Below are 17,446 nucleotides of genomic sequence, written 5' to 3'. Positions count from 1 at the left end.
ATTCATCAGTTTTGTTCGGAGATTTTTATGAACATTAATATGCTCATGCAGCAAGCTCAACGCATGCAAAAAGAAGTTGAGAGCAACATAAAAAAAGCCAAGGAAGAGCTTGCACAAGTTGAAGTTCACGCTGAAGCAGGTGGTGGTCTGGTTAAAGTTACTATGACTGCGCGTCATGTGGTGAAACGTATTGAAATCAATCCTGAACTACTTCAAGATGATGCAGATATGATTGAAGACTTAATTGCAGCGGCAATGAATGATGCTTCACGTCAAGCTGAAGTGATTTCAGAAGAAAAACTGAAATCTGCAAACTCGGGTATGGGGCTTCCACCAGGCCTTTCAGGTTTATTCTAAGGAATACGTTGAATGTTTAGTGATCGTTTTGATCAACTTGTACAGGCATTGCGTATTTTGCCAAGCGTTGGGCCAAAGTCGGCTCAACGTATGGCACTGCACTTAATCATGAAAAATAGGGAGGGTGCTGTTGGTTTGGCACATGCATTGACTGAAGCAACCAACTATATTCATGAATGTTCCATTTGCCATTCATTGACTGAAGATGAGGTATGCAACATATGCGTCTCGTCAGAGCGTGATGATCAACTGCTTTGTGTGGTTGAATCTCCTGCAGATGTCATGGCAATCGAGCAAAGTGGCAGTTTTAGAGGGAAATATCATGTATTGGGTGGGCATTTGTCGCCACTCGATGGTATTGGCCCCGACGAAATTGGTATCCCATATTTAATTCAACGATTAAGTGATGGTAAAGTGCAGGAAGTGATCTTGGCGACCAATGCAACGGTAGAAGGTCAAGCGACAGCACATTATTTGGTTGAAGCGACCAAGCATTTACCAATACAAATGACCCGTATTGCACAGGGTGTACCACAGGGTGGTGAGCTTGAATATGTGGATAGTCATACCTTAAGTCAGGCCGTGCATAACCGAATGCGAATGAAGTAACTATAGAGCGAAACTCGTTTCGCTTTGTATAATTTTCACTTAATTATTTATACTTAATAACGATTAAAGTTTTTGTTTACAATGAATAAAAAAGCCAATTAAAGGAAATAAGTCACTAAAATAACGTTTTCCTTATAGATAAATAATATATATCAGTTAATATAAGCTCATAGAGCATCTAAATTTAGACTCAGCAACTTATGTATCAATTCATTCAAAATCAGCCAGATTTAAATTCTGTTTTAAATCTTATGGACCAAAGCTCGATTTACGGACTCGACACCGAGTTTATAAAAGTAGATACCCTGTGGCCCAAACTTGGACTTTTCCAAATTAATGTACAAAATCAGGTGTATTTACTTGATGGTACAACCCTCGATTTAACCCAATTCTGGCAAAAATTATTTGCGGCTCAGCAAAACATTTTTCATGCTTGTAGTGAAGATATCGACCTGATTTATCACTATGCACAGCATAAGTCTTTAGAAAATGTCTTTGATACCCAAGTTGGGATGTCATTTTTAGGGCATGGCTTACAAGTCAGCTATCAAAATGCCTTAAAAACTATGCTCGATGTAGATATAGATAAAGATCAGACACGTTCAGATTGGTTGGCTCGTCCACTCAGTGCCGAGCAATTGAACTATGCAGCGAATGATGTACATTATTTAATGAATTTAAGCCATACGATTCAGAATGAATTGGCTGCGAAAAGTTTATTAAATTGTGTGCTTGAGGACTGCAAAAATTTAACTTATGAAATTGGCACTGAAACGCCGATCCATATGCTGTATCACGATATTGGTAATTATCGACATTCACGTCGTCAGCTCATGCAAATTCAGCAATTGGCCGTTTGGCGTGAGCAAATGGTGAAAGCCTTAAATCAGCCACGTAGCTTTATTCTTAAAAACTCAACCATCATTGATATGGTAGAAAAAAATCCAAAAAATAATTTTCAATTGAGTGCGGTGAAAGACATTCGTCCGAACATTGTGCGTGAGCATGGTAAAATTATTTTAGATTTGTTGAAGTTTTTACCAGAACAAGCTGAATGGCCGCTGCGTATGGCACGTCCAATTCGTCATTCGTCTCAGGATATTGGTTCGCGCGTCGATACAGTCATTCAGCGTGCAGTACAAGAAACCTCTGTGCTTAAAGAAGTTTTAATGCGTAAAAAATGGTTAAATGCTTTGTATCAGCATGTGGTTTTTCATAATGATGAACAAGATTTACCGAGCTATTTGTTGGGCTGGCGCTATGATTTGCTGACGAAGCCTTTAATTGAAGTACTGCATGCCGATGAAAGCTATCTTTCTGGTCAAATGAAAGTGATGGAATAAGTTCTGATTGATTAAAGAACTATCACTTATACAAATTCACGACTGATGCGTTAATAAACACTAATGTATCAGTCTTTTTTTTGATGTATCCTTTGCCTTGCGTTTAATGAGTATTGATTCAATTATGTACTGTTCTATCTACAAATCGAGCAAAAAAGATGAAATGTATCTTTATATTGCACGTCCTGAAGTTAATGAAAACGAAACTGAAGCGACAGATCCGCTTGCAGTAATGCCTGATGCTTTACGTACAGCATTTGGTCGTGCCACATTTGTCATGGATCTAGAACTTAGTGAATCACGCAAACTTGCACGTGTGAATGTATTGCATGTACTAGATTCAATTGAAACAAAAGGGTTCTTTATTCAAATGCCTCCAGAAGGTTTAATTGACCCAAATGCAGTTGAGCCAGAAGGCTTGCGCGGCGCTTAAGTTAATTCAGGAGTTGTGAAAATGAATGGTGTAGTATCGGTATTGGACTCAATTCCTGAAAGCAGTATTGCAATTACGGTTTACTTAGGTGGGGCTGTAATTGCTTTGTTGTGTTGGTATGGGCTGATGAAGCGCTTACCCAAAATGATCGGTGCCATTGGTTGGCTTATCGTATTTGCTATTTTATTAACACCAACCGTTTCTGAAGGTTCAAATGCAGCGATCGCACCTGCGATTTTTGGTTTGATTTTTGGTGTATTAACAAAAGATCAGCCATTGGTATGGTTGAATCTATCGCTGATTCTCTTTGTGGTGGGTATTGGTTTAGTCCTTGGATATTTTTGGACAAAATACAATGCAGCGAAACCACAGCACGTTGTAAACAAAAAAATTTCACCGCTTTAAATAAAAAAATAAGGTTATGTCATGTCTGTTGAAACTCAACAATTTACTGGTACAGATCAATATATTGCGACCGATAGCTTAAAACTTGCAGTAAAAGCTGCACGTTCATTGCAAAAGCCACTTTTGGTTAAAGGTGAGCCGGGGACAGGTAAAACACTTTTAGCCGAACAAGTGGCTGAAAGTTTAGGCCTTAAGCTCATTACGTGGCATATCAAATCGACGACCAAGGCTCAACAAGGTTTGTACGAGTACGACGCCGTATCTCGTCTGCGTGATAGTCAGTTGGGCGATGACCGTGTTTATGACATCAAAAACTATATTAAGCCGGGTAAACTTTGGGAAGCGTTTACCAGTGAAGAACGTTGTGTACTTCTAATTGACGAAATTGATAAAGCAGATATCGAATTCCCTAATGATTTGCTACACGAACTCGATAAAATGTCATTCTTTGTGTACGAGACAGGTGAAACGATTACGGCAACACAACGTCCAATCGTGATCATTACTTCAAATAATGAAAAAGAACTTCCAGATGCCTTTTTGCGTCGTTGTTTCTTCCATTATATTGAATTCCCTGATGAAGCAACCATGCGTGAAATCATCGATGTGCATTTTGAAAATATTTCAAATACCTTGGTTTCTGAAGCACTGCAAATTTTCTTTAAATTACGTCAAGTTCCGGGTTTAAAGAAACCGCCTTCAACTTCTGAGTTGATTGATTGGTTGAGTTTGCTGATGGCGGATGATATGCCAGAAGATATTTTACGCAATACAGATAAATCAAAATCAATTCCACCGCTTTATGGTGCCTTGATTAAGAACGAACAAGATGTGCAATTGCTTGAACGTCTAGCATTTATGTCACGTCGTTAATTGCTATTAATTTTATCAAAGATTTAAAAGCCGGTTATCCGGCTTTTATTTTGAGCATTAAAAAATATAAAGGTGAATTATGCAGACAAGCGCATACGTATCAGGTGTACATATAGCTGTACCTAGGAGATTTAAGTCAACTGTGCTCTTGTTGGCTGCGAGCTTGTATTTATCTAGTTATAGCTATGCGATGGATGATGCTCAGTTTGAACAGCAGCATCAACAGCTACTCCAAGATGCGTATTGGGCGCAAGTTGCAGAACATCAGCTTGAAGAAAAACTCATCGATCAATCAGGTCATCTTGTAGCTCAAACGACCATTCAACAAAAGGCCTGTGCTGCAACTGTACTCGAGCTGAAATACTATGATTTTGTGATCTTGAATCTAAATGACTTTAACCGCTATAGAAACCATCAAGATTTTCATAAAATCGTATCCATTGAAAAGTTGCAGCAGGATCGTCTCGATGTTCAGCGCAAATATGAAACTCTTAAAAAATCACTTAAAGAAAGAAATGCGACTTGCGAATAAATCATGCCGTTTGTGTTTCTTTGGGTAGGTAGGGCAACGTATATGAACACACAGTAAAAGCTTTTGGCTTTACTTGTAGGGATCAATTTTTCATAATGGTGGATGTAAAGGCAAGACTCAGTTGCAGATGAAATAACAAGATCACATGCATTCACACTGGATTTGACCTCCTGATATTTAATTTTTATTGGATTTTATTCGCCTATGTTTGTGCGATTGTTTTATACCCTTCGAAAATACGGTGTTCCTGTTTCAACTCGTGAATTGATTGACTTGAACCAAGCAGTGGCAGCAGGGCTGGTCTTTGCAGATCAAAATGAATTTTATCAGCTTGCAAAAACCGTCATGGTCAAAGATGAACGTTACTTTGATAAGTTCGACCGTGCAATGAAGGACTATTTTGACGGTATTGCTACCTTTGATTTAGACGAGCTATTAAATCAGGTACATAAACTGCCAAAGGATTGGTTTGACCTTGAGCTCATCGAAAAGCATCTAACACCAGAACAACGAGAAGAATTAAAAAAAGCTGGTTCCTTAGAAGAACTGATGAAAATGCTCGAAGAGCGTTTGCGCGAGCAGCATAAAAAGCATCAGGGTGGTAATCGGATGATTGGGACGGGTGGTACGTCCCCGTTTGGTGCCTATGGCGACCATCCTGAAGGCGTGCGTATTGGTGGGCCTGGTCGTAAACGATCTGCGGTGAAAGTGTGGGAACAACGTCAATACCGAAACCTAGATGATGAGCAGATTCTCGGCAGTCGTCAGATGCAGATGGCTTTGCGTCGTTTGCGTAAATTTGCCCGTCAAGGTGCAGCAGAAGAGCTGGATATCGACGGAACCATTCGTGAAACTGCCAAACAGGGTATTTTGGATGTGCAGTTGGTTCCAGAACGACGTAACCGTATTAAAGTCTTGATGCTTTTTGATGTTGGGGGCTCGATGGATTCACATATTGCCCAATGTGAGAAGCTCTTTACCGCTGCAAAAACTGAATTTAAAACCTTAGAGTATTTCTATTTTCATAACTGTTTATATGACTATGTGTGGAAAGACAATATTCGCCGTTCAAGCACGCGTATGAATACATGGGATCTATTCAACACCTATGGTCGAGATTACCGTGTCATCGTGGTCGGTGATGCGAGTATGGCACCGTATGAGTTGAACTCGGCAGGTGGTTCTGTGGAGTATATGAATGATGAAGCGGGTCAGGTGTGGTTACAGCGCTTACGCAATCATTTTGATAAAACAGCATGGTTAAACCCAGAAGAAGAAAGTTATTGGCATTACACCCAAACCATTGCTGCGATTAAACAAATTTTTGAAGAACATATGTTCCCGATGACCCTAAAAGGTGTGGAAGATATGACGAAATATTTAGCGCGCTAAAGCGTTAAAAACGATACTTTTTCTTATCAATGATGTTTATATTACTTACTCCAATTTTGCATTGTTTCTTATTTTCAAAATTGGATAGTATTTAAAAGTCTTTGTTTTGCATACAACATGAAGGAAATATGATGGATCATCAAATTAATGGTATCGCATTACCTAATGAAGAAGGTTTCTTCGGTGAATACGGTGGGCAGTTCATTCCACCAGATTTAAAACAGGCAATGGATGACATTAATGTTGCTTATGAGCAAATTCGTCATACAGAAGAATTTCAAAATGAATTGAAAGAGTTGTTTGCACACTATGTTGGACGTCCAAGCCCATTGTTTTATGCGAAGCGCTTGTCTGACAAATTAGGTGGTGCACAAATCTACCTCAAGCGTGAAGACCTCAACCATACTGGCGCGCATAAAATTAACCACTGCCTTGGCGAAGCCTTATTAGCAAAATACATGGGTAAAACCAAAGTGATTGCTGAAACCGGCGCAGGTCAGCATGGTGTAGCATTGGCAACGGCTTGTGCCTTAGTGGGCATTCCATGTGAAATTCACATGGGGCAAGTGGATATTGAAAAAGAACATCCAAACGTGGTGAAAATGAAGATTTTAGGTGCCAACCTTATCTCTGTTACACGTGGTACAGCTACGCTTAAAGATGCAGTAGATAGCGCTTTTGAAGAATATTTAAAAGATCCAACCAATTTTATTTATGCGATTGGTTCAGTGGTTGGCCCACATCCATTCCCGAAAATGGTTCGTGACTTCCAGTCAATTATTGGAGATGAAATTAAAGTTCAAGCCAATGATCGATTTGGTGCAAATCCTGACTATGTGGTTGCATGTGTGGGCGGTGGTTCAAATGCTGTCGGTGCATTTACAGCATTCCTCAATGACACCGATGTAAAACTTGTGGGTGTAGAACCTGCAGGTCATGGCTTAGATACCAATATGCACTCTGCGACGTTAACATTGGGTAAGCCAAGTCAAATTCATGGCATGGCATGTTATGTCCTTGAAGATGAACAGGGTGAGCCTTTGCCAGTGCATTCAATTGCATCAGGTTTGGACTATCCAGGAGTGGGGCCACAACATAGTTTGTTAAAAGACCTAGGCCGTGTTGAATATACAACAGCGACAGACCAAGAATGTTTAGATGCCTTCATGACGCTCTCACGTGTGGAAGGTATTGTTCCTGCACTAGAAAGTTCACATGCGGTTGCTTGGGCAATTCGTGAAGCGCCAAATCTTGCCAAAGATGTGAAGATTGTCGTTAACGTTTCAGGCCGTGGCGATAAAGACTCAGACTATGTGGCTGAAAAATTAGGTTTAAATTAATTACTGCCATTAAAAAAGACTAAGTTGCTCATCATCTGTTGATGATGCAAAAATCTTTTGCAGTTGTATAGCCCGATCTATATTCGAAGTATCCCAGTTTTTACTGGGATATTTTTTTTGACATAATTTTTATAAAAAGTGTGGTTAACGCTTGATGTAATTGGAATTAACTCAGGATGTAGTGCATAAATAATTGCTTTTGCATCTAAAATTTCAGCGATAGACGAAGCAATCTCCAAATTAATCGTACGTCGGTGGTATTCCAGCAGCTCATCATTCTTCATCGAAAACATTAAGCGTTATAGTTCTAAAATGATGGCATCTAGTTGGTCTAATTTATCTAAAGCGGGTTTCAACATAAGAAAGGAAATTGAGAAAAGTAATTAATTTGTAATGTGTATGTCATTACAAACTGTGAGTTATATAAAATTATTGATATTTAGAATTCCCCCTTAAAGTTTATCAAGGGGGATTTTTGAGTTTAGCCTGAAATATATTGTTGAAGTTGTTCGATCAGTTTTCGTTGATCATCCATTGCTGCTTTTACAAGGTCACCGATGGAGATTAAGCCAGTCAATTTCTGTTCCTCAACGACAGGTAAATGACGTAAATGGCGATCTGTCATGAGTTCTAAACATTCTTCGACAGTCGCTGCACTTGTGACAGTGATAACACTTCCCGTCATAATCTCGCTGACAGAGGTATCGAAAGAAGTTCTTTCCATCAGAGCGATTTTACGTGTGTAGTCACGCTCAGACAAAATACCAACGACTGTGCCTTCATGGGTCACAACGAGGGCACCAATGCCTTTTTGTGCCATCAGGGAAATGGCTTCGAGTACAGTCGCATCTGGAGTGATGGTGTAGATTTCTTGATAAGCTTTGTCTTTAAGTACTTGGGCAACTGTAGTCATATTTTCATTCCTTTATAGTAGTTTTTGTTTAATTTAAATTAGCGCGAAATTTGAAAAAAGCAAATACTTTTCAGTGCATGTTGGGGTCAAACATGCACTGAGGGTTTTATGCCATTTGAATCTTATTTTGGTTAAAAAAGAATAAACGCATTTGCGAGGTTGTGAGCTTGAGACGGATGTGGCTAGAGCTATGCAACGCAGGGATAACTTTAAGGCGTGTCAATGTCGGTAATAGCGATGCCTCAAAATCCTCTGGTGTAATGCGTCGTGGAGTGTAGTTGGGCCAATGCTTTTTGGCATATTTATGCGCTTGAATGCCATTTAGCCAAAACGGGAAGATAATATGATCTTGATCGCTGGTCATTGCCCAACCTTGTTGGTGGTAGAGACCCCAAAGGACTCCACAGTACATCATGGTTTTTAAAATACTAATTTTGAAAAATAAATCTTTTGGAATAGGTTTATATTGCTTTAATTTAGACATCATATGCAGCGTGTTGTTGATGTTGCTCCTATTGTAGGAAATTCTTATGAAAAAGCTGTGTAAGCTTTGAACTTGATTGTAAGAATTTATGTAGTTAAAAGTTGAAGGGTGTAAAAAACGCCACCTTAGTGACGTTTTGTTATGCTTGCAAAGTGGCCATGTTCTGCCAATATTGCGCTTTGAGTGAGTCACGTTCTACGCGGAAGCCTTGATAATAAAGTTCAGCCAAAAATAACGCTGCTTTACCATGTCCAGCACGAGCTGCATCTTCCAATTCGTGAACTGCATCGCTGAAGTTCATTTGAGACTGAATTGTGTTCACCGCATTTGCGTATACATGTTCGAGTTCATGTTGAGAGAATTGTTGAATCATATTTAACTCCTTATTCTAATTATGATCATTAAGGGCCCATTCTTTAGCCCTATTAACTAATATAACTAAGTATTGTTAAACTAATATTACAATTATCTTGAATTGTCAACTATTCACGTAAATATTTCTAATTTTCTATAGTTTACATGATTAAACAATGAACAATTGTTTTCATGAGTAAAATACTAACATAAGAAGTTGTAGATAATAAGGAGAAGTAAAATGACAAAAGTTTTAGACGGTTTAACTTTAGATTATCCTCCGACATTAGCGCAAATTGTGGAATTGGCACATCTACATCGTCGCAATCTTGATGACGCAATTTTTCATCAGGAGATTCATTTAGGGGATTTTGGTTTAGCACAGCGCAAACGTGTATATGATTTCACACGGGATTTAGATAAGGGACAGCGCTTAGAATTTTACAATGCATATAATGGCGAATTACTCAAAATCGCCGATGATGATGATTTACATCCTGCGCATGCAGAAGGTGGAATGAGTATTTTTGCAGTATTTATCGTTTTGGCGATTATTGCATTAATTCTTTATTTTGCGGTGATACGTACCATTATTCATTAAATTGTTTAGCTAACTCACAGACTGAAACGGTGGACTGATTCAGTTTTAAGCGCTGTGACTTGAACTTCTTGAACGTCAGCCATACACTACTTTGAACCTGAGGTAGTGTATGACTATTGATTTAGAAAAAATTATTCAATTCAAATCTAAAATACAGCTAGAGCAAATTTATAATATCTTTGTTTCAGTCATGATCGTGGTGATTTTGGTATTGGCTGTAATTGCCTTATATCGTCCTATTTCTGTACAGCAATACCAAAACGTGTCACGACTTGCGTTGCAGCAAAGTTATCCTGAAACACAGGAAATGGCGATGCTGCTGAGACAGCAAGATCGCATTCGTGTGGGTGCTTATCTTAAATTGATGCATGCTTATCAGATGGAGTCTGTGCGGGCACATCAACTTCCGGCTTTGGCAGAGGAACAGCTTTAGTTGCAGGGATTATCTTGGTTGGAGCTGCTTGTATATTCTTCTCCAATATCTGCTGTACTTCATTTTTATCTAAGGTTTTGCTCACCACAATCACAGTCATATTTTCAGGGTGCATGTAAGTACGAACCGCATTTTGTACATCAGTTACAGTTATTTTTTCCAATAATTTAGGGTACTGTGTCAAATAATCTGGGTCTTGATGATAAAAGCCCAATAGACCAAGCTGTGCATTGATCGTTGCATTACTGCTGTAATTATTTGGAAAAGCACGCAGCATGCCTGCTTTGGTTTCTTCCGTTTGTCTTTGATCAATAGGCATTTTGACAAAATCATTAAAAGCCTTATGTGCCACTTGAATACTATCTATCAGCTGATCTTGACGTGTTCCATAGCTAAAACTAAAGATACCGGGTGCTTGGCTAAAGCTAAATGCACTATAGGCACCATAAGTATAGCCACGTTTAACGCGAAGCTCTTGCATGAGGACCGAGTTAAAACCTCCACCACCAAACATTCGATTAGCTACTTCTAGGGCTAATCGATCTTTGTTATCACGTGTCGTTCCTAAATGTCCAAACATGACGTTGGCTTGGGTGGAATTGTAGGGAAGATGGATGATATCAAACCCTTGTTTTTCTTCTGGTTGTGCAAGTGCCTTAGCTTTTTCACCTTGGTTTAAGTTTCCGGAAATACGTTCTGCAAGGTTTTGTGCTTCTTTTTTGCTGAGTTTGCCTGTAATGGCAATATTCATGTTTTGAGCAACTAAAAATTGATTACGAAACTTCTTTAAAATGTCAGGGGTGATTTTTTTGATACTGCCATTGGTTCCAGTAATCGGTTCTGCATATGGGTGTGTGCCGTATACAGCCCGATAGAAACGAATATTCATTAAGCGACTTGGGCTTTCTTGGAGTTGTTTCTGACCAGTTTGGTTATTGCTGAGTGCTAAGTTGAGACTGGAGTTTTTAAAAGTCGCATTTTTAATCACATCCATCATCATACTTAAAGCAGGTTCTAATTTTTTAGGGTCTGACAATACGCGTAGCCGAACGACAAACATATCTCGATGTGCTTGTACGCTAAATTGAGCACCTGTTTGGTCAAAAACCGAGGCAATTTGCGTTGCATTGTATTTTTCTGTGCCTTCATCGATTAAACGTGCAGCCATGTTGGCAACACCATACAAGCCTTTTCCGACTTCTTCATCACGAGCAGAACCCGCATTAAAGGTCAGTTGAATATCCACCATAGGTAGATCTTGTGATTCAACAAATAGACTATTCACGCCATTTCGGTTTTTCAGCACTTGAACCAGCGGAGCACGGTAGTCTTTATCAATCTGTAAATTCTTTAAACTTTGCAGCATTGGGATAGATTGTAATTGGCTCGGATTATCGTTGAGGTCGGGAACATTTTCCGTATAAGTTTCTGCATGGAGGAGTGAGCCAAACGCAGTGAGTAAGCTTAGAGATAAAATTTTCGTAATAGTCATCACTAATCCTTACAAGACGCTTTCTGTGTTTTGGGTTGAGTTAGTCTGTTGCTCTGGAGTAACAACTTCCGTTTGAGCTGGTTTTGTAGTTTGATCTGCTTTATTTGAGGTTGTTGGAACCTCCGTCTGTTCTGGAAGCAGATACATGGTGCTTAAATTTTCTCGGACAAAATACGCATTTGCGACACGTTGAATATCTTGTGCGCTGACGTTTTCATATAGTTTTGGTAATTCGTCCATTAGCCTGAAACTGAGCCCATTGACTTCTAAGTTACCGATCGTCTTGGCTTGGCTGCTGATGTCATCTTGGTTATAGACTAAATTGGAGACAAAACGTGTGGTGATACGTTCAACTTCAGGTGTTTTGACTAATTCTGTTTTTAAAGTGTCGATTTCATCTTGTATCGCTTTTTGCGCTTGTTCCATTTTGACGCCATCGGCAGGGAGTGCTGAAATGGTAAACAAACTGTCTCCACGATTGTATGGATCATAAGAAACACTTACAGCAGTAAGTAATTTTCTATCGCGTACCAGTTTGTCTTGTAGGCGCGATGAAATACCACTATCTAAAATGTTGCGAATAATATTGAGAGCATATGCATCTTGTGGGTTTTTTGCAGTAGCCAGTGAGCGTACATTCCACGCCATATACAAATTAGGCACTTGTACGGGTAAATTTAGTTCCATATGACGATAGCCCACACGTTCGAATTCCATCACATCATTACGATCAGGTGTTTTGCGTGATGGAATATCACCAAAGTATTTTTGAACTTGACGAATGGCTGCTTCGGCATCGACATCACCGACAATCACCAAAATGGCGTTATTCGGGGTATACCAATCTTTATACCATTGCTTTAAATCTGCCAATTTGATGTTTTGCAGATTTTTCATGTGTCCAATGACGGGTTGACGATAGTGACTGGTTGGATAAGAGATCCATTTGAAACGTTCATAAGCCAAAGAACGAGGATTGTCATCTGTGCGCTGTCTGCGTTCTTCCATAACCACTTTAATTTCAGGGTCGAAATCTTGTTGTTGTAATCGTAAATTACTCATACGATCCGCTTCGAGCTCCAGCGCCATAGGAAAATAGGCTTTTGGATACAACTGATAATAATTGGTGTAATTGGTAAAGGTTGCAGCGTTGATGCTGCCGCCATAGATACGGCTGAGACGTGTAAATTCATCATTAGGAACTTTAGTGGTTCCTTTAAACATCATATGTTCGAGCGCGTGGGAGATCCCTAATAGATTGCCCGACTCATCACTACTGCCAACACGATACCAAATATGAGTCATTACCATCGGCGCACGGTGGTCTTCACGAATAATGACCTTTAAACCATTTTTAAGCGTGGTTTCAAAGGTGCTACGCGTTAATTGGGTACGTGTGTCTGCATGTAGATGAGTTGCTGACCAAAGGCAACTGCTAATGACACAGATAGGAAGCGCAGAGCGAAATAAAGTTTTAAAAAGACAAGGAGAAAATCTGTTTTTATGGGACACAAAGGAATCCATTAAAATGCATTTTATAGCTATCTAGTTTTCCTAAAGTTAATTTTGATTGCAAGTTCAACATGTTGTTTTTTAGTGTGCTTCGCTCTGACAGGCGTGTATCGACTCAATTTAAGATAACTTATGATAGAATCGGTTTTTTTAACGCAGTGCTTTTCAAGGATTCGGCATGCAACAGCAATCTCATGGGCAGAATAAATTTTTGATTGATGCTGATATCGGTGATGACGATGTCACGCTACCGAGTTTACCTGCGGTAAATGTGCCGATTATCGAGACACCGAAAGTACAGCAAGACGTTGCTGCACCATTACAAGAAACAGAGTCAGAAACTGAAGACTCGAAGGCGAAAGGCGGCTTCTTTAGTCGAATGAAAGAAGGTCTAGCAAAGTCACGTAAGAACTTGGCAGACGGCATGGTGAATATCCTGATCGGTGGGAAGGAAATTGACGATGAGCTTTTAGAGGAAGTTGAAGAGCAACTTTTGGTTGCTGATATTGGTGTCGATGCAACCAAAACGATTATTGCGAATTTAACTGAACGTACTGAACGTGGCGATTTAATCTATTCACATTCTTTATATAAAGCGCTTCAAGAAGAACTTGTGGCATTACTTGCACCACGTGTTAAACCGCTACATATCGACAGCAATAAAAATCCGTATGTGATTTTGGTTGTTGGTGTAAATGGTGTGGGTAAAACCACCACGATTGGTAAATTAGCAAAACGCTTACAAGGTGAAGGTAAAAAAGTAATGTTGGCTGCTGGTGATACATTCCGTGCAGCAGCAACAGAGCAATTACAAATTTGGGGCGAACGCAATAATATTGCAGTTGTGGCGCAAGGTCATGGTGCAGATTCTGCTTCAGTTATTTTTGATGCATTCGAAAGTGCTCGTGCAAAAGGCGTAGACGTGCTGATTGCAGACACCGCAGGTCGTTTACACAACAAAGGACACCTCATGCAAGAGTTGTCTAAAGTAAAACGTGTAATGCAAAAAATTGACGCTACAGCTCCACATGAAGTGATGTTGGTGGTTGATGCAGGTACAGGTCAAAATGCCATTAACCAAGTTGAAATGTTTGACGAGGCAGTAGGGCTTACAGGTCTAACCATTACTAAACTGGATGGTACTGCGAAAGGTGGTGTGTTATTTAATATTGCAAGCCGTACCCATGTGCCAATTCGTTTTATTGGTGTAGGTGAGAAAATTGATGACTTGCGTCCATTCTCAGCAAAATCATTTGTCGCAGCATTATTTGAAACTGATAAATAAATTGCGTTAAATGTCACATAAACTCCGCAAAATGCGGAGTTTTTTGTTTTTGAGCTTATTGATTGATTTAAAAAGCAACATGTGAATAAATCATAGTCAAAATTTAGCCTGATATACCCTTAGAATAAGTAAGGAATTGTTGTTTATATATAAAAATTGCTTTGGGGTGTTTAGGGTGGCGTTACTCGATAAAATTGGTCATGTATTGACTGCGGATATCACTAAAGATTTTAAATTAAAAAAGAAAAATACCGACCAAGAAATAGAAGCGTCCTTTGTTGATCAATTAAAGAAACGTCGCAGTATTTACGAGCTTGGAAAGAAGGTGCATTACAGTCAGGCTTATTTGGCGGAACTGATTCAAGAATCCGTAAGAAGTTGTCCATCTGCATATAATTCGCAAAGCACACGTATTGTAGTTTTATTTGGCGAATCTCATCAAAAATTTTGGGACATTGTAAAAGACGTACAACGCAAGAATGTTGCGAGTTATATTTTTGAAGGTGTGGCGCTCAAAATAGATCAGTGTGCAGCTGGCCTGGGAACTGTACTTTTCTATGAAGATCAAGTTGTGATTCAACAATTACAAAAGAAAGTGCCATTAAGTGCAGAAGATTTTCCAGTGTGGTCGGAGCAAACGTCTGGCATGGCGCAATTCGCAGTATGGACTTCGATCGCAGATGCAGGTTTAGGCGCATGTTTACAACACTATAATCCACACATTGATTATGCCGTTGCCGAACACTTTGATATTTCAAAACAATGGCTGCTTCGTGCGCAGTTAGTCTTTGGTTCAATTGAAGGCCAAGCGCCTGAACGCTTAGAGCCAGAAGATCAAGATCAGTTTAGAATTTATGAGTAATTTCTATGTTCTGTATGTTGCTTTGATTTCTGCCGTACTAAAGACAGTGAAACCAAAATCTGAATGTAAGTGGGTTGTAGGTATTTAGATGCTTGCAACTGATTGTTCTAGAAATAAGACACAATGTTGTAAATATAGTCATGCGACTGTTAAAAACATCACCTATTATAAATCTCAACTTAGTAAGCTAATTGAAAATAAAAAGAGGTCTTGTAATGTCATTTTTGAATCAAATCGAACAACGTCGCACAATCTATTCTATTGGTAATAACGTGAGTTTATCGCAAGATGAAATTGAGCAAACCATTAAAAATGCTGTACGTTTAAGTCCATCATCATTTAACTCTCAAACGTCTCGTGTCGTTATTCTGTTTGGTGATGCACATCAAAAATTCTGGAATATCGTACGTGAAACTTTACGTAAAATTGTACCTGCAGATGCATTTGAAGGAACCAATGGCAAGATTAATAGTTTTGCAGCAGGTTATGGTACAGCATTATTTTATGAAGATCAGGCTGTAGTAAAAGCTCTCCAAGAACAATTTGCACTATATGCAGATAATTTCCCAGTATGGTCTGAACATTCAACGGCAATTGCTCAATTTGCTACTTGGACGGCTTTGGCTGAAAAAAATATCGGTGCATCATTGCAACATTACAATCCAATTGTTGATGCTGAAACAGCTGCGGCATTTGATGTGCCAGATCAATGGAAACTACGTGCACAGCTTGTTTTTGGTTCGATTGAAGCGCCTGCAGGTGAAAAAACCTTTATTGCAGATGAAGAACGATTCAAAACTTTCAAGTAATGATGGTGTGATGAATTAAAAAAGGATGCTTTAAGCATCCTTTTTTTATATGCAAAATTCTTGAATGAATATCTAAATAATGTCTTGAAACTAAATATACAGTGATTGTTAGATGTCATAAGATTGTCACATATGCATTGCATAGTGCAATCGAAACTAAATAATTGATAAAGAGTGATAATGATGACTTTAAGATTAACTGTTGCAGCTACAGCGCTGATGTTAAGTAGTGCAGGATTTGCAGCTGTAACTTTGACTGTTCCGGAAGAAATCAAAATAGTTGCAGTTAATGATCAAGAAGTTACAGGTGGTTTATTTCGATCTACAGAGAAATATAAGCTAGATGCAGGTGAAAACGTATTAACTGTACGTTATAGCGAATTTTTTCAACATGCTGATAATTCGCACGATATATTAAAATCAGGAGTTGCTGCTATTCGCACTCCAGCACTGATTGATGGTCAAGAGTACCGTTTAGGTCTAGTCAATGCACCAAGAGATTTTGATGCTGCGCAAAAATATAAAGACCAACCAATATTTGGGTTGTATGACAAATCTAATCAATTACTTGTGCAGCAAGCTGGGGCAAAGAAAGAACAAAAATCGATTTTCTCCAATGGTGTATTGGGTAATGCCGTAGATTTTACGAAGAAAGAAGCTGTGCCAGAAAATCAACCGGCACCTGTTTATGCACAATCCGTAACAGTAAAGCCAACGAACGTAGCCGTTCCTGTAGCTGCTCCAAAAAATATAGCTGTTCATCAAAATGGAGTAGATCAACAATTAATTCAGCTTTGGCAGAAGGCTAGTAAAGCTGAACGACAAAAATTCATGAGTTGGTTGGCTGAGCAAGCAAACTAAAGTCACTTTCGTAACTTCTTTAGTTTTATTCAAGTCAGTGCTATTCGAAAAGTCCGTTGAATTACGGGCTTTTTAGTTTGAAGAATATAAAAATCACCAATAATTATAAAATTCGTCTTTCATAAAGCGGAATATGTAGATATATTGATCTTTAAATAAGCAATAAATTGCTTTTAGTTTAAAAAATATACACTCAGGCGCAATATCATAGAAATTTCTGTGATAGGGGCTTGTGTTTGTTTTTGAAACTCTATAGAATACGCTGCATACCAACGCAGACAGTGATAAACATAAGGTTTTGAGTTGTTTGATGTTGTTCTCTTATTTGCTGACGAAGCATTAAGAAGATCATTAAGAGATTATGAAGAACAACTTGTGTGGATTTTTACTGATTGATTGATCGAAATTATTTTCATTGATTGATGGTAAAAATTACTCGAAGTTTATTTGAGCAAATTTTTGTCAGTAATTGATGAGCCAAGATTGGTACACTATATGTACTATTGATTTTAAACTGAAGAGTTTGATCATGGCTCAGATTGAACGCTGGCGGCAG

Annotated in this window: 19 protein-coding genes and 1 pseudogene; 15 read left to right on the top strand and 5 right to left on the bottom strand. The window is 38.9% G+C overall.

Annotation, left to right across the window (positions count from 1 at the left end; genetic code table 11):
- Positions 1-27: 27 nt before the first annotated feature.
- The 9 genes from FTT98_RS10170 (at position 28) to trpB (ending at position 7,284) form a co-directional block, all read left to right on the top strand.
- Positions 28-357: a YbaB/EbfC family nucleoid-associated protein gene (locus tag FTT98_RS10170; protein WP_078188506.1), complete on the top strand. Its 330-nt coding sequence runs from the start codon at positions 28-30 to the stop codon at positions 355-357.
- Between the two features lie 12 nt (positions 358-369).
- Positions 370-966, top strand: coding sequence for a recombination mediator RecR (gene recR, locus FTT98_RS10165; protein WP_078188505.1), 597 nt, complete (start codon positions 370-372; stop codon positions 964-966).
- A gap of 200 nt (positions 967-1,166) precedes the next feature.
- Positions 1,167-2,309: an HRDC domain-containing protein gene (locus tag FTT98_RS10160; protein ID WP_180177341.1), complete on the top strand. Its 1,143-nt coding sequence runs from the start codon at positions 1,167-1,169 to the stop codon at positions 2,307-2,309.
- A gap of 124 nt (positions 2,310-2,433) precedes the next feature.
- Positions 2,434-2,742 (top strand): YcgL domain-containing protein, encoded by a 309-nt coding sequence (locus tag FTT98_RS10155; RefSeq protein ID WP_078188503.1) that lies wholly within the window; start codon positions 2,434-2,436, stop codon positions 2,740-2,742.
- 21 nt (positions 2,743-2,763) lie between these two features.
- Positions 2,764-3,147: a hypothetical protein gene (locus FTT98_RS10150; RefSeq protein WP_180177340.1), complete on the top strand. Its 384-nt coding sequence runs from the start codon at positions 2,764-2,766 to the stop codon at positions 3,145-3,147.
- A 21-nt stretch (positions 3,148-3,168) separates the two neighbouring features.
- A complete protein-coding gene (locus tag FTT98_RS10145) occupies positions 3,169-4,020 on the top strand; it encodes a MoxR family ATPase (protein ID WP_078188501.1) in 852 nt (283 codons plus the stop codon).
- Between the two features lie 79 nt (positions 4,021-4,099).
- Positions 4,100-4,552, top strand: coding sequence for a hypothetical protein (locus FTT98_RS10140; protein WP_180177339.1), 453 nt, complete (start codon positions 4,100-4,102; stop codon positions 4,550-4,552).
- A 204-nt stretch (positions 4,553-4,756) separates the two neighbouring features.
- On the top strand, positions 4,757-5,944 hold the full coding sequence (locus FTT98_RS10135; RefSeq protein WP_180177338.1) for a VWA domain-containing protein: 1,188 nt from the start codon (positions 4,757-4,759) through the stop codon (positions 5,942-5,944).
- 131 nt (positions 5,945-6,075) lie between these two features.
- A complete protein-coding gene (gene trpB, locus FTT98_RS10130; RefSeq protein WP_180074047.1) occupies positions 6,076-7,284 on the top strand; it encodes a tryptophan synthase subunit beta in 1,209 nt (402 codons plus the stop codon).
- Positions 7,285-7,765: 481 nt separating this feature from the next.
- Here the strand turns inward: trpB and FTT98_RS10125 are convergent, their stop codons facing one another.
- From FTT98_RS10125 to FTT98_RS10115, 3 genes are all read right to left on the bottom strand, one after another.
- The gene (locus FTT98_RS10125; RefSeq protein ID WP_078193901.1) at positions 7,766-8,197 is read right to left on the bottom strand and encodes a CBS domain-containing protein; all 432 of its coding nucleotides are present in this window, start codon (positions 8,195-8,197) and stop codon (positions 7,766-7,768) included.
- A 106-nt stretch (positions 8,198-8,303) separates the two neighbouring features.
- A complete protein-coding gene (locus tag FTT98_RS10120) occupies positions 8,304-8,681 on the bottom strand; it encodes a DUF2750 domain-containing protein (RefSeq protein WP_180065594.1) in 378 nt (125 codons plus the stop codon).
- 139 nt (positions 8,682-8,820) lie between these two features.
- Positions 8,821-9,054 carry a hypothetical protein gene (locus FTT98_RS10115; protein ID WP_078188494.1) on the bottom strand — a complete coding sequence of 78 codons (234 nt, stop codon included), beginning with the start codon at positions 9,052-9,054 and terminating at the stop codon, positions 8,821-8,823.
- 222 nt (positions 9,055-9,276) lie between these two features.
- Between FTT98_RS10115 and FTT98_RS10110 the strand changes: the two genes are divergently transcribed.
- Positions 9,277-9,636, top strand: coding sequence for a hypothetical protein (locus tag FTT98_RS10110; RefSeq protein WP_078188493.1), 360 nt, complete (start codon positions 9,277-9,279; stop codon positions 9,634-9,636).
- A 109-nt stretch (positions 9,637-9,745) separates the two neighbouring features.
- The gene (locus FTT98_RS10105) at positions 9,746-10,069 is read left to right on the top strand and encodes a hypothetical protein (RefSeq protein ID WP_078193898.1); all 324 of its coding nucleotides are present in this window, start codon (positions 9,746-9,748) and stop codon (positions 10,067-10,069) included.
- On the opposite strand, the gene FTT98_RS10100 is transcribed toward FTT98_RS10105, so the two are convergent.
- The gene (locus tag FTT98_RS10100) at positions 9,993-11,564 is read right to left on the bottom strand and encodes an insulinase family protein (protein WP_373685135.1); all 1,572 of its coding nucleotides are present in this window, start codon (positions 11,562-11,564) and stop codon (positions 9,993-9,995) included. The genes FTT98_RS10105 and FTT98_RS10100 overlap by 77 nt on opposite strands.
- Positions 11,565-11,687: 123 nt before the next feature.
- A pseudogene (locus tag FTT98_RS10095) lies at positions 11,688-13,001 on the bottom strand (M16 family metallopeptidase); the annotation flags it as partial.
- Between the two features lie 250 nt (positions 13,002-13,251).
- Between FTT98_RS10095 and ftsY the strand changes: the two are divergent.
- From ftsY to FTT98_RS10075, 4 genes are all read left to right on the top strand, one after another.
- Entirely contained in the window at positions 13,252-14,358 is a 1,107-nt protein-coding gene (gene ftsY / locus FTT98_RS10090) for a signal recognition particle-docking protein FtsY (protein ID WP_168379661.1), read from the top strand.
- Between the two features lie 175 nt (positions 14,359-14,533).
- Positions 14,534-15,220 carry a nitroreductase family protein gene (locus FTT98_RS10085; RefSeq protein ID WP_180060175.1) on the top strand — a complete coding sequence of 229 codons (687 nt, stop codon included), beginning with the start codon at positions 14,534-14,536 and terminating at the stop codon, positions 15,218-15,220.
- A gap of 215 nt (positions 15,221-15,435) precedes the next feature.
- Complete coding sequence (locus tag FTT98_RS10080; RefSeq protein WP_180177335.1) at positions 15,436-16,029, top strand: nitroreductase family protein; 594 nt, start codon at positions 15,436-15,438, stop codon at positions 16,027-16,029.
- Positions 16,030-16,212: 183 nt separating this feature from the next.
- Complete coding sequence (locus FTT98_RS10075; protein ID WP_180177354.1) at positions 16,213-16,890, top strand: DUF2057 domain-containing protein; 678 nt, start codon at positions 16,213-16,215, stop codon at positions 16,888-16,890.
- The last annotated feature ends 556 nt before the right edge of the window (positions 16,891-17,446 follow it).

It is taken from the genome of Acinetobacter sp. YH12039, from assembly GCF_013420015.1.
GTDB lineage: Bacteria > Pseudomonadota > Gammaproteobacteria > Pseudomonadales > Moraxellaceae > Acinetobacter > Acinetobacter amyesii.
The sequence above is the reverse complement of the archived record's forward strand: the minus strand, read 5'-3'. Positions and strand labels throughout refer to the sequence as shown.